Genomic DNA, 13,065 nt, shown 5'->3' with positions numbered 1-13,065 from the left:
ACATGAATCCCTCTCGGATTTGTGCAACAGAGCCCAACTCTCCACAAAACGCTCAACCAATTGCATCGCTCACCTGCCGGGACGATCGCAATCTGCGAGTAGTCCAGGGGTGCCGGATCGTGCATCGTGGAGGGGTTCTCGATCACCAGCCCCGAGGGCATGACCTCCCGTCGTCCGTTGTGCGCATTGCTCATGCCGCTACCCTTTTCTGCTTCATTCCACCCCAACTGACCAAGGCGACACCGGCGACGATTAACGGCACCGCGTAGATCAGGCCGCCGGGAGGCGTCTCGCCGAGGAGCAGGATCGCCGCCGGCACGCCGACGATCGCGCCGACCGATCCGAGCAGGCTCAGAAGGACGGGCCCGCCGACCTTCTGGAGCGTGAAGAGAAGCAGGAACTGACCGGCGAACAACGCGGTCTGAACCGCCACCAGCAGGTAAGGGAGCGCGGTCCCTGTCGGCAGAGCGAGCGTGAAGTTGGGCAGGGCGCCCGCCAGAAGCAACATCGCCGCTGCGGCGACCAGCATTCCAGGGGCCAGCGCATCGGCGGTCTCGCCCTCGGGCCAGCGCAGCGTGCGATAGAGGTTGCCGATCGCGAGCAGGACGGGGCCGCACATGGTCAGCACGATCCAGAACACCGGGGCGTCGGGTGCCGAGAGCTGGAACACGGCGAGGACGACGGCCCCCGCGAGGGCCAGCACCACGCCGCCCGCCCGGAGCGCGCTGAACCGCTCGACCCGCAGGGCGAGCGCGCCGAGATAGGTCAGCAGCGGCGGAAACGCGATGGCGAGCGCCACGAAAGAAGCCCCCACCTTCGGGACGGCGGAGACGAAGATAAGGTTCGACCCCGCGACGGTCACGAAGGCGGCAACGAGGAAGTACTCGACCGTGCGCGCGTTCAGAGACGGGAGCGTTTGGCGAACCACGCCGACGACGAGCAGGATCAGCGCCGCGCCCGTGATCGACCAGGCGAGATACGCCAGCGGCGGCAGGCCCGCATCGCCGGCGATCTTGGCGAGGTTGGTGGAGGCACCGAGCATGATCCCGGTCGCGATCAGAAGGATGATCGGCAGAAAGCGTCTGGACGTCTGCATCGGGAACACGATCCTTGCCTATTTGTGCGCGCACCGTAATAGTGAACGTTGGAGATGAGATACTTAAAGCAATGTATCTCAGTGTCAAGGTAGTTGGTCGATGTCGGATGACGCAACAGGAAGCAGGACCGACCGGGCTGGCCGGGCCTATCTCGAATGGCAGCGCGAGCGGCCGGACCTCGAGGCCTTGCCGATGGTGCTTTTCGGTCGGTTGACCGAAATCGCTGAGCGGGCGCGCAAGGATCACATCCGCCCGTTCTTCACCGAGCACGGCCTGCAGGGCGGCGAGTTCGACGTGCTCGCCACCCTGCGCCGGTCGGGAGCGCCCTATGCGCTCAACCCCACGGCGCTCTACGAGGCCACGATGGTGACGTCGGGCGCGATGACGGCGCGGATCGACAAGCTGGAGACGGCCGGGCTGGTCGAGCGTCGACGCGATCCAGACGACCGGCGCGGCACGCTGGTCGCCCTGTCCGATACCGGGTTCGCCCTGATCGACCGATTGATGGCGCTACACGTTGCGAACCAGACGCGGTTGCTCGCAGGCCTGACCGACGAGGAGCGGACCGAACTGACGCGATTGCTGGGCAAGCTCGTCGAGGGGCTTTGAGAGGGATGTTGCGCTAGGTGCAAGCCACCGACCCTGCCCACCTCTCCTTCGCGCGCGGCGGTGCCTGCTATTGGGCGCGTGAGTTTTCGAAGGCAGGCCTTAAGATCAAGCTGATTGCTCCGCAATACGTGAAGCCCTTTGTGAAGCGTCAGAAGAATGACGCTGCCGATGCCGAAGCGATTGTCGTCGCGGCGCAGCGTCCCGAAATGCGGTTCGTGCCGCCTGAGAACGAAGAGCAGCAGGCGCGGGCGGTGCTGTTTCGGGCGCGCGAGCGGCTGGTGCATCAGCGCACCGAGCTTTCGAATGCACTTCGCTCGGTGCTCTGCGAATACGGTCATCCCAACCCCCTGTTGCATCATAACATAGCAGATGAATGAGCCACCAAGCCCGGCGTGCAGCGTTCACATCTGGGGAAGCTTTTCCTGCCGCGACGAGAAAGACTGGATTTTCGCGATCCGCTCTTGTCGCGTTTCAGCTCGTTTCGCCAAATGAAGCCAGCGCAAAACGTTCCTGCGGTAGCTTGGTGCTGCGGCCTCAAAGAAACGCTGTGCTTCTGAATCGTCCGCCAGCGCGTTCAACAGATCATCCGGGACGACGAGTGCATCCACCTCGGCCGTCTCGTCCCAGCGCCCGCCGGCTTTGGCGGCGTCGATGGACGCGAGGCCCGCGGCATGCATCCGGCCTTCGCCGCCAAGCCGTTCAGCCCGTTCCTTGTAGGTCAGTGCCCAAGCCTGCTGTTTGCGCGGCGAGATAAGCTGCATCGTGCGGTCTTCGTCCAGCTTCAGCCGGCGTCCGTCGATCCATCCGTAAGCGATCAGCGCGTCCAGCACATCGTCCCGGCCTACATACCGATCACGGTGGCTGGCCTTCCATGTCACCAGCCATACGCTTTCCAGCATGGCGTGGTTGACGTCGAGCCATGACCAGACTTCGGCGGATGAACGCACTTCGACGCGCGCAAACTTTTCATGGTCCATCGCTGTGTCCGGCCTTAATGGAAAAGTGCATATGCGACGCAACGACCAGTGCCTTCGCCACAGCGCGTGCGCCCAACTCGACCTTGTGATCTTGCGTCGGACTTGGCGTCGCTTCGGCGAGACAGGCCCTGCCTGTTTCCATTGCGGTCCTTTCATCAAGCACGCGCCCGATAAGCCTGCCTTCTGCCGCAGCGCACCGCCACGGGACTGTCGCAAGACCGCCGATCGTGATCCGGGCACTGCTAACTTTCGACCCGTCGAATTCAAGCGCCACTGCGGCAGACGCGCTGGCAAAAGCATAGGACGCCCGGTCCCGCAGTTTTACATAAGTTTGCCCTGTCCAGGTCGGCACAGGCAAATGGATCGCTGTGATCAGATCGCCATGCGCAAGCGTCGTTTCATGGTTCGGCGTGGCGCCGGGCAGGCGGTAAAGGTCCTGCACGGCGATGCGTCGCCTGCGCCCGTCCCTATCCTCGACCGACATATCTGCACCGAGCATGACCAGTGCCACGGCAAGATCGCCGGGGTAGTTCGCCATACAATTCTCAGAGGTTCCAAGAATGGCCAAAGCGGCATCATCGCCGCCAATCGCAGAACATCCGGTGCCCGGTGCGCGCTTGTTGCACGGCGAATGACCGTCGCGGAAATAGGTGCAGCGGGTGCGTTGCAGCAGATTTCCGCCCAGCGTTGCCATCTCGCGGATCTGGGGGCTGGCGGCCAAAGCAAGTGCCAGGTGAACGGCGGGATAATCCCGCTGGATGCGTAGATCACGCTCGGTTTCGGCCAATGTGGTCATGGCGCCAAGCGTCAACCCGCCGTCCGCGTCAGCGATCCCGGAAAGCGTGGCGCGGCGGGGGCCCAAATCCACAAGACCTGCGGGCTGCTCTATGCCGAGCTTCATCAGATCGACGAGGTTCGTTCCGCCAGCGATCCAGCTTTCGGCAGCAGCGGGCGCGCCTTGACGGTGCAGGATGGGGCGGCTCATGTGGATGCCTCGGCGGTTTGCAGGGTGCAGGCGCGGATGGCGGCGCGGATTTGCGTATAAGCGGCACAGCGGCACAGGTTGCCTGACATCCATTCCGCAATCTCGCGATCAGACCGAATATGGCCTTCATTGACGCAGGCAATTGCCGACATGATCTGGCCGGGCGTGCAATAGCCACATTGATAGGCGTCGTGTTCCAGAAAAGCGGCCTGCATCGGGTGCAGATCGCCCTCGGTTACGATGCCCTCGATGGTGGTCACGGCACCCGGCACCGTTGCTGCTAGCTGCAGGCATGACAGGATGCGTCTGCCATCCACATGAACGGTGCAGGCGCCGCATTGACCATGGTCGCAGCCCTTTTTCGTACCGACAAGACCGAGGTCTTCGCGCATGAAATCCAGTAGGGTTCGCCGTATATCATCTGGAATGGGATGGTCAGTGCCGTTGATGGTCAGCATCATTCTGCGGATTCCTTCAAGGTTGTGGGTTCCAGGTCGCGAACGGCGCGCAACCGTTCCTTATGTGTCATCGGCAGGGACCGGATCTGTCCACCCGTGGCATCCGCAAACGCCGATGCAATGGCGGGTGCGACACCGACGATCGCGGTCTCTGCGATGCCTTTGAAGTTCAGAGGATTGGCCCCAGAGAGCGCACCAACCGTTATGGCCTCGAGATGCCCGACATCGGCCTGCGTCGGGATCAGCGCCTCGCCCAATTCGGCGTTCGTCCATGCGCCGGTGCGCCGGTCAAGACGGGTTTCCTCCATCAGCGCCTGGCCCAGCCCCATGATCATCGCGCCGCGCAGTTGCGCCTGCGCGATGGCGGGCTGCAGGACGCGACCGCAATCGTAGGCCCCGATCAGGCGAACCACTTCGATATCGAGTGTCACCGCATCCACGGCCATTTCGCAAAAAACGGCTCCGAAACTCGCCTTGGCTTTGGCCGAGGCCCCGAAGGTCAAACCCGCCCTGCCCGAGGCGGATTGCGCGCCATACCGCGCCAGCAGATCGGCCAGCGGCGCACGGGTGCCATCGCCAAGAACAAGGTGGTCGGACATAAGCCGGGCCAAACCGGAAGGGCGACCATAGAACGGCGATGCGCGGTCCTTTCGCGCCTTGACCAGCAGACCTGCCGTAATGCGTTGCACGGCATCAAGGATTGCGGCGGCGTTGGAGTAGGTGCCCGTCGAGCCGATGGAGCCCGCAGCGTAGCTTTCCGTCGTGGCGGACCGCCTGAGTTCAACCCGGTCCGTGGGCAGGCCCGTCATTTCCGAAATCAGCCCGGTCAGCCCGGTCAAAAGACCCTGACCCATCTCGGACACAGCCAGCGACACATCCACCCTTGCATCCGCAGTCAAGGTGACATGCGCCGTGGCGGGAAACTGGCGCCCAAGGTCGATGGCAGAGGCCATGCCATAGCCCGTCAGCCGCCCATCCGGTCGCATCGTCCCGCCCTTTGGCCGATCACGCCATCCGATGGCCGCAGCGCCTGCGTCATAGGCCTCGCGCAGCGCCTTTGCCTCCCATGGCTTTGTGCTGACCGGGTGCACGTCTGCGTGGTTGATCAAGCGGATATCAAGGGGATCCATGCGCAGTTCTGCGGCGAGGCGATCCATTCCTTGTTCAAGCGCAAAGATCGCATAAGCCACCCCCGGTCCGCGCATCCAGCCCGCTCCTGGCAGGTCTAGGGATGCAACTTGGGACGTCAAACGGTGCGTCTTGTGCGCGTAAAGCTGCATCGGCATCTCACCCACCGGCTCGACAAACGCCGCGGCACCCTTGGCGATGTCTGGTTCAAGAACGATGGCTGCAAGGCGCCCATCTGCCGCCCCGCCAAGACGCAATCGCTGCCGCGCCTCAGAGCGGTGGGACATCAGACTGAACGTGTCGCGCCGCGTGTGGATGAATTTCACCGGGGCGCCAACGACTTTGGCAGCCATCGGAGCCAACAGCAGCGCCTGGTAGGAAATGTTGCGCCCGAACGCGCCGCCCGAGAAGTGATTGTTCAGCCGGACCTTGCCCTCGGACCGGTTTTTCCTGAGCACGCGGTTCAGAAAGCCGGGCAGTCCATCGGACCAGCCAAACCCGAAGGCCTGTCCGATCATCATCGTGTCGACGTGGTGCCATTGGACCGCGGCATGGACAGTCACGCCGCCATCCGGGTCCCAACGCGCAACGACGGCGCCGGGCTCGATCGGATTTTGATGATGCGCCGCGTTGTGGAACGTGTCGTCGGTTGTGACGGCAGCCCCGGCCAACGCCGCATCTGCATCGCCCTTGCGCGACCGACCGGGACCGATTCCCGCACGCTTGACGCTTTTCAGCCGCGCCTTGGCATCGGCAAGGATCACAACCGGCGCAGAACCGGCGTCGATCTCAAGGCCAACCGACGCCACGCCATCCCGCGCAGCCTGCAAGGTATCAGCGATCACCAAGGCAACAATCTGACCGGCGTAGTCGATCCGCGCAGATTGCAGCGGCAGCCGGGTGCCCGGCTCTGACATGCTCAGAGAAATCACCTTGCGCAGGCGCGGCGCATTCTCGTGCGTAATGACCGCGCGCACGCCCGGAATGGCCAACGCATCCGCTGATCTGATCGCTCGGACGGTGCCCGAGCCCACAGGCGTTGTCACGGCAAGTGCGATCAGCGGCACAAAGCCAAGGTCGCTGTCGCGCAGGTCATCCACGAACAAGGCGCGCCCGCGCACCTTGTCAGCCCCTTCAATCCGGTGCCCTCTCATTGTGCGGGCCCCGCGAATGTCAGCAAGGGCATTGCGTCCCGGGCAAGCGCCTCGACGCGGTCGATGACGTCACCGGTCAGCCACGCCGCCTTTGGCAGCGGCTCGCGCACGATCAACGATTTCAACCGGATTTCTGCGGCATGCCGATGCTCTGACTGTTCGGCAAACCCTTTGGGCATGGCGGTCAAGCTGTCTGTACGATCAAGGTCGCGGCCGGCCTTGCCAAGATGAGCCATCACGTCGTCAAAACGGTCCGCCTTTTCTACCATTGCGTCGCGGATTGGCCCAAGTTGGGCAGGGCTGAAATTATAGTAGCCAGCCGCCGCAAAGCCACCGGTCGCGTCAAGGTGCACATAGACAATGCCACTGGCTTCCTTCTTCGATCCAGAGGGCGTCAGAAGGCCAGAGAGGTTGGTCTTGTAGGGCTGCTTGTCTGCGCTGAAACGAACGTCGCGGTTCATTCTGAAAACGGTCGCCTTGCCGCCGGACAAGGCGCGGGGCGCATCGGCCAACCGATTGCTCAGGGTTTCGAGCAAATGGATGAATGGATCTTCAAGCTGCGTTGTGAACGCATCCTTGTTGTCGTTGAACCAATCCCGGTCGTTGTTGGCTGCAAGACCTTCAAAGAAATCAAAGCTTTTGGCGGTAAAGGCATTGTTGGCGGTCATCTGTTCAGCTCCTTGTTTCGTTCTTGGTCGTCTTATTCAGCGGCGAGTCTGTGGGACGTTAATTCGACCGCGACCCTCAGGTCCGCCTGCGGTTTGTTTTGCCGCCTTTCAGCCATCCGTTCTTTTCTCAGATACGTCGCATAGAACACCGGCACGCCGATCAGCGTCAGAACGGTTGCGAACGCGAGACCGGCCATGATCGTGACAGCCATCGAGGCGAAGAACACGTCGAACAACAGCGGGGCCATGCCAAGAATAGTCGTCACGGCTGCCAGCACGACCGGGTTCAGACGGCTGACGCAGGCGCGCACGATGGCCTCGGATTGCGGCAACCCGCCTTCGTCTTTCTGGATGTCGATTTCCTCGACCAGCACAATCGCGTTCTTGATCAACATGCCCGACAGGCTGAGCAGACCCAGAAGCGCTGTAAAGCTGAACGGCAGCCCGGTGAACAACAGCCCAAAGGCAACGCCGTTGACCGCCATCGGCACCACCGTCCAGATCACGGCCGTCTGGCGCAACTTGCCAAACAGCAAAACGGTGATCAGGAACATGGTGCCGAACGCCATCGGCATCTGCTTGCCCAGACTGGCCTGTGCTGCGCCCGCACTTTCATGCTCGCCGCCCCATGCCATCCGGTATCCGGGCGGCAGATCCAACGCCTCGATCTCGGCCCGCACTTGGGCAAAAGCGGTGGGCGGCATCACGCCGGGCACGGTAAAGCCCTGAACGCTCAGCGTGGGCATTCGGTCGCGCCGGACGATCACGCTGTCGCGCGTGATCACCTCGAACCCGTCGATTACCTGATCCAGCGCCACATATCCGGCTGTCGCCGGGGAAAAAACGATCTGATCGCGCACGCGCCCGTCTGCCGTCATCTCGGCGCGCGGGGTCCGAACGATAATGGGGATGTCCCGTTCGCCTTCGCGGATCGCGCCCGCTGGGACGCCGTCGGTGGCAAGGGCAAGGGCCGTGGCCACATCGCTGCGGGTTACGCCCAACGCTTGCGCGCGGTCGGCTGCATAAAAGGGACGTGTCGTAAAGACCCGCTCACGCCAATCGACGCGCCTTGTCTGCAACAGCGGGGATGTGTTGAAGATGGCCAGCGCCTGATCACTTAGATCGCGCAGCACGTCCGGGTCAGGACCGGACAGGCGCACCTCGACATCCGCAGTCACCGGTGGGCCATAGATGACCTGTTCGACCCGCGTTTCGGCCCATGGCAACGCCGTTTGCGCAAAAGCGGCCAGATCGTCGCGCAGGGCCGGGATTGCCTCGAAACTGGTCGCCCGGATCAAAAGCTGGCCATAGGAAGGGTCCGGCTTGGCCGGCGTGTAGGTCAGAATGAACCGCGTCAGGGATCGGCCGGCTGTCGTGGTCACGGCCGTCACATCGTCGCGCTCTGCCAGCCACGCCTCGACCACCTCCAGATCGTCCAGTGTCTGCTGTATCTGAGTGCCCTGCGCCGCCTTGTAGTTCAGATAGAACAGCGGCGTCGATGCGGGCGGAAAGAACTGCTGCGTGACAAGGCTCATGGCACCAAAGCAGGCAACCGTGCCCCCGACCAGCGCCACGATGATCAGCCAGCGCACTCGCAGCGCCCCGCGCACGATGGCCGCATAGCCCCGAAACACCGCGCCTGCGTAAGGGTCCTGGCCTTCCGCAAGGCCGCCCGTCCGGAACAGATAACTGCCCAGCAGCGGCGTGACCGTTACCGAAAGCACCCATGACAGCATCAGCGATATGGTGATGACCGCGAACAGCGAAAACAGAAATTCGCCACTGGCATCGGGCGAAAGGCCGATTCCGGCAAAGGCCATCGCCCCGATGATCGTGGCGCCCAGCAGCGGCACTTGCGTCTTGCGGGCGGTTTCAGCGGCGGCATCGGCGGCGCGGCGGCCCTTGCGCATCTCGATCTGCATGCCCTCGGCCACGACAATCGCATTGTCCACCAACATGCCCATCGCGATGATCAGTGCGCCAAGGCTGATCCGTTCGACCTTGATGTCGAACAGCATCATGAAGAAAAATGTGAACGTGACTGTCAAAAGCAATGTCAGTCCCACCACCAGCGAGGCGCGCCAACCCATGAACAGCGCAAGGACGGCGATCACCACAGCCACCGATAGGGCGAGGCTGACCAGAAATTCGCCGTTTGCGTCGCCCACAACGCGGTGCTGCTGGTAAATCGGCTCGATCGTTACGCCCACCGGCAGCACGTCTGACAAAGCGGCAAGACGCGCCTCGACCCGCGCGCCCACGTCCACGATATTTTCCGATTGCAACCCTGCAATGCCAAGGGTGAACGCCTCGACCCCGTTGTGGCGAATGACGTGCTGGGGCTGATCCACGCGACCCCGCGAGATTGCGGCGATATCGGCCAGACTGAACGTATCCCCCTGCGCACCGATGGTCAGCCCCCGGATGTCAAACGCCTGCCCCTCGGGGCGTGGTGGCTCGATGCGCAAATTCCGGCCTGCATCGCTAACAGCGCCCGTGGGCGATATGGCTGAAACAGCTCCGATGGCTCCAAGAATGACCCCCGGCGGCACTCCGATCGTCGCCAGGCTGCGGCTGTTGGGCTCCACGAACACCGCTTCGTCAGGCAGGCCCAGAAGATCGGCATTTGCCACGCCCCGCACGCCAAGAACCTCGCGCCGCAGGAATTGCGCGATCTCGTGGATTTCCGCATCGGCGAACCCCGGCGCGGTGACGGCGTAGTAGATGCCGAAAATGTCGCCGAAGGTGTCGTTGACCTGCGCAGGCAAAGCGCCCGGCGGCAGTGATCCGGCTGCATCTGCCACACGGGCGCGCAGATCGTTCCAGACCTGCGGTAACTCGGATCCGCCATAGGTCGGCTTGATCTCGACCTCGATCACCGAAAGACCCGGCGTGTTGCGCGAGGTGATGTAATCAACCTCCCCCATCCGCTGAATCTCGCTTTCCAGCACTTCAGAGACCTCGGATGCAACCTCGTCCGCCGTAGCCCCCGGATAGGGCGTGATGACAAGGGCGGTCTTGAGCGTAAAGGTCGGGTCTTCCAGTTTTCCCACACCCAGATACCCGAGCGCCCCGCCGATCAGGCAAAACAGGATCAGGATCCATGTGTAAATCGGGCGTTCGATAGCGGCGCGTGCAATGGACATGGTTTAATTCTCCGCCGTAATCAGACCGGTGAACCGCCGCACGATCTGGCCATCGCGCAACAGATGCACGCCAGTGGCCACAATTTCGGTGTCAGGAGGCAGTCCTTCGACAGCAAGCCCCACGCCTGTTTCGGACCCCACGGTGACCGGCATCTCGCGCAATTGAAGGCTGCCACCCATAGGCACAATGGCCAGCACCGAGGCACCCCGATCATTGCCTGCCAGCAGCGCGGTAGCGGGTATGGCCATGCCCTGCCCCTGATGCGGCAGGGTCGCCGTCACGGCAACGGATGCGCCCGGAAGGATCGACGCGGGCGGCTGCCCGTCGAACGCCAGCGTGACGGTATAGCTTTGCCCGACCCGGCCGGTCGCCGGTTGAAACGAGACAAGTCGCAACGGCCATGCGCGCCCGGCAGGAAGTGTCGCCGAAAACCTGACATCGGCCAGATCACCGGCCTGCTGAAACACCTGCTCCGGCAGGGCGAACTCCACCCTGACCTCGCTCATGTCGTGTAGCTTGAGAATGGGCTGACCGGGGGCGACCGCTGAATAGGCAGGCGTCATGCGGACTGCGACCAGCCCGTCGAAAGGTGCGCGCAAACTGGCATCGGCAAGGGCTGCTTGCGCATCGCGCAAAGCAACCTCCGCCAGATCGCGGGCCGTTGCCGCATCCTGCGCGCGTGCCGCCGCCCCGATCTGCCGCGACGCGAGCGTCTGCGCGCGCTCGGCCTCACGCCGCGCCATATCAAGCGCAAGGGTCGCCTGTTCTACTGAACGTTCAAAGCCGGAAAGTTCAAGCTGGCCCAGAAGATCGCCCCGGCTGACCAGCGTGCCTTCATCCGGAACGAGGCGTTCAAGGGTGCCGCCAACCTCGAACGACAGATCGACCGTTTCACGCGCGGTCACCCGACCGAAAAACTGCCGTGTTATGCTCTCGGAAGGTGCGGCGAGGGTGATCGTGCGCACGACCGGAACTGCCTCACCTTCGCCGAACGACGGTGATGCGCAAAGCAAAGCCGCGACCATGGCTATGACCCGCAGTGTTGTGTATTGATTTTTCATCGGGACAGCCTAACTATATTCCCAGTCTTCCGACCGTTCGGTAGTCAAATAGAGGAGCAATCCGTGGTGTCAATGGAAGACCAGAACAAAACTGGCGCGTCCCCCAACCGTCGGCAGGACATCATGGATCATGCGATTGATCTGTTTTTGATGCGTGGCTATGCTGGCACGTCGATGGCCGATCTTGCACGCGCCTGTGGGATACAGAAGGCGAGCCTTTATCACCACTTTGCCAGCAAGGATGCGCTGTTCGTCTCTTGCGTGACCGAGGGGTATGAGGCGGCCACACGCCTTCTCGAACACATCCGCGATGATGCCAGCCTGAGCGATACCGATCGAATTCGCAAAGCGATTGCAACGCTTTACGGTGTAATCGTAGCCTCTCCGGTTGGCCGGATGTCACCTCTGATCGCAGAGGTCGGAATGCAGATGCCCGAGGTTGCGAGCAGGTTCTATGAGGTTTTTATGCGCAACCAACACGATGTTTTAAATGAGATTATCGACAAGGGACTGATGAACGGTACGTTTCGCGCCCATGACCGGCTTGGAATGGAACACATGGTGTTCGGCCCCATCGTCACGCTGTCCCTGTCACGCGAAATGTTGGCGTCGTCTGACCGGCGCGATGAGTTTTTCCCGGTGGACGCCATCCGCAAAAGTCACACGGCAATGATACTGACCCTTCTGGGCCAGATCGGCGGCGCGCAGGAAGAGGCTTCCTGACGATGATCGCACAGAATTAAACTTTTAATACGCCGGGACCGACTTGCGTGAAACGACAACCAGATTCTGAAGGCTCGGGCAACCAAAGCCTTTGTCAGAAGGAACTTGCACCGGTGATACAGGTTTATGAAATAAAACGCCCTCCTTTCACTTGCTTCGGAACGAACAGGATAGATGTTTAGTCCCGGCATCTGATGGATCGGATTGCGGGTGAACTTTTCTGGTTCGGTTATCCACTGTTTGCAGATGAACTCGTAGGGCGTGAGGCCTTTGAGTGTATTTAACCGTCGCCCGAAGTTGCAGGCGCTGATAAAGTTGACGAGGTGGCCCCGTAGCTGATCGCGGTCGTCATAGTGGAAGCGTTTGACGGTCGCCTCCTTGATTGTTCGGTTCATTCGCTTGACCTGGCCGTTCGTCCAGGGGTGCTTGACCTTGGTGAGCCGGTGTTCGATCTGGTGCTCGCCACAGACCCGGTCGAAGATGTCCTCGAAGGGACTCTGTTGCGCAAATCAGCTGACGGACGGTTTTCCCCTTACCCCAGACGGATTTATGCCACTGCCTTTGTGACGGGGATGCCAAGGGCGGTGTAGCCATTCAGGATAGCGATGCGCACCTGGACCTCCGCGACCTGGCGGTCGAAGTCCCGAGCCATCAGCCGCTGGCCCAGCAGCTTTACACAATGCATCTTTGTCTCGACGCGGCTCCGGCGGTGGTATCCGCTCCAGTTCCGCCAGAGCGCCCGACCCAGACACTTCGATGCGCGGAGCGCATCATTCCTGGCTATGGCACCGGCGGTGGTTGGTTCCCATGGTTGGGCATTTTTGCGCGGTGGGATGACCGCAGAGGCTCCACGATCGGCGATGGCGTTATGGCATCGGCGCGTGTCGTATGCGCCATCCGCGGTCACGCTGCCGATCTCCTGATCTTGCGGGATCTGGTTGAGGAGATGAGGCAACATCGGTGCATCCCCGGTGTTGCTGCCAGTGATTTCAACTGCCCTGACTTCCAGAGTTTGTTCATCAATGCCGCAGCAGGCTCTCGACGAAGCCCGTCGTCTG

At 62.1% G+C, this 13,065-nt stretch carries 12 protein-coding genes and 2 pseudogenes; 3 read left to right on the top strand and 11 right to left on the bottom strand.

What is annotated here, in order from left to right:
• Nucleotides 1-194 (bottom strand): hypothetical protein (locus BMX16_RS17825; protein WP_218139939.1); only part of this gene is annotated, 194 nt, incomplete at its 3' end.
• Nucleotides 191-1,096 (bottom strand): DMT family transporter, encoded by a 906-nt coding sequence (locus BMX16_RS16250; protein WP_089905710.1) that lies wholly within the window; start codon nt 1,094-1,096, stop codon nt 191-193. The genes BMX16_RS17825 and BMX16_RS16250, both read right to left, overlap by 4 nt.
• A gap of 100 nt (nt 1,097-1,196) precedes the next feature.
• Here BMX16_RS16250 and BMX16_RS16245 point away from each other — a divergent pair, with 100 nt between their 5' ends.
• Nucleotides 1,197-1,706, top strand: coding sequence for a MarR family winged helix-turn-helix transcriptional regulator (locus tag BMX16_RS16245; protein WP_089905708.1), 510 nt, complete (start codon nt 1,197-1,199; stop codon nt 1,704-1,706).
• 50 nt (nt 1,707-1,756) lie between these two features.
• Nucleotides 1,757-2,041, top strand: a pseudogene (locus BMX16_RS16240) (IS110 family transposase); the annotation flags it as partial.
• A 66-nt stretch (nt 2,042-2,107) separates the two neighbouring features.
• Here BMX16_RS16240 and BMX16_RS16235 read toward each other — a convergent pair.
• The 7 genes from BMX16_RS16235 to BMX16_RS16205 are packed head-to-tail and all read right to left on the bottom strand — an operon-like array spanning nt 2,108 to nt 11,284.
• Complete coding sequence (locus BMX16_RS16235; RefSeq protein WP_089905706.1) at nt 2,108-2,683, bottom strand: YdeI/OmpD-associated family protein; 576 nt, start codon at nt 2,681-2,683, stop codon at nt 2,108-2,110.
• On the bottom strand, nt 2,673-3,668 hold the full coding sequence (locus tag BMX16_RS16230; protein WP_177174712.1) for an FAD binding domain-containing protein: 996 nt from the start codon (nt 3,666-3,668) through the stop codon (nt 2,673-2,675). Before BMX16_RS16230 ends, BMX16_RS16235 begins: the two co-directional genes overlap by 11 nt.
• The gene (locus BMX16_RS16225; protein WP_089905702.1) at nt 3,665-4,129 is read right to left on the bottom strand and encodes a (2Fe-2S)-binding protein; all 465 of its coding nucleotides are present in this window, start codon (nt 4,127-4,129) and stop codon (nt 3,665-3,667) included. The genes BMX16_RS16230 and BMX16_RS16225 overlap by 4 nt, the downstream gene beginning before the upstream one ends.
• Complete coding sequence (locus BMX16_RS16220) at nt 4,126-6,375, bottom strand: xanthine dehydrogenase family protein molybdopterin-binding subunit (protein WP_177174711.1); 2,250 nt, start codon at nt 6,373-6,375, stop codon at nt 4,126-4,128. Before BMX16_RS16220 ends, BMX16_RS16225 begins: the two co-directional genes overlap by 4 nt.
• Nucleotides 6,376-6,404: 29 nt before the next feature.
• The gene (locus BMX16_RS16215; protein WP_089905698.1) at nt 6,405-7,076 is read right to left on the bottom strand and encodes a DUF2461 domain-containing protein; all 672 of its coding nucleotides are present in this window, start codon (nt 7,074-7,076) and stop codon (nt 6,405-6,407) included.
• Nucleotides 7,077-7,108: 32 nt separating this feature from the next.
• Nucleotides 7,109-10,222 (bottom strand): efflux RND transporter permease subunit, encoded by a 3,114-nt coding sequence (locus BMX16_RS16210; RefSeq protein ID WP_089905696.1) that lies wholly within the window; start codon nt 10,220-10,222, stop codon nt 7,109-7,111.
• Between the two features lie 3 nt (nt 10,223-10,225).
• Complete coding sequence (locus BMX16_RS16205) at nt 10,226-11,284, bottom strand: efflux RND transporter periplasmic adaptor subunit (protein ID WP_089905694.1); 1,059 nt, start codon at nt 11,282-11,284, stop codon at nt 10,226-10,228.
• A gap of 72 nt (nt 11,285-11,356) precedes the next feature.
• Here BMX16_RS16205 and BMX16_RS16200 point away from each other — a divergent pair, with 72 nt between their 5' ends.
• Nucleotides 11,357-12,007, top strand: coding sequence for a TetR/AcrR family transcriptional regulator (locus BMX16_RS16200; protein WP_089905692.1), 651 nt, complete (start codon nt 11,357-11,359; stop codon nt 12,005-12,007).
• A gap of 176 nt (nt 12,008-12,183) precedes the next feature.
• On the opposite strand, the pseudogene BMX16_RS16195 reads toward BMX16_RS16200, so the two are convergent.
• Nucleotides 12,184-12,498 (bottom strand): annotated as a pseudogene (locus tag BMX16_RS16195) (integrase core domain-containing protein); the annotation flags it as partial.
• Nucleotides 12,499-12,554: 56 nt separating this feature from the next.
• On the bottom strand, nt 12,555-13,065 hold a 511-nt coding region (locus BMX16_RS16190), incomplete at its 5' end, for an IS5 family transposase (RefSeq protein ID WP_143058078.1).

This window comes from Loktanella fryxellensis (assembly GCF_900110065.1).
In the GTDB taxonomy this organism is placed as follows: Bacteria; Pseudomonadota; Alphaproteobacteria; order Rhodobacterales; family Rhodobacteraceae; genus Loktanella; species Loktanella fryxellensis.
The sequence above is the reverse complement of the archived record's forward strand: the minus strand, read 5'-3'. Positions and strand labels throughout refer to the sequence as shown.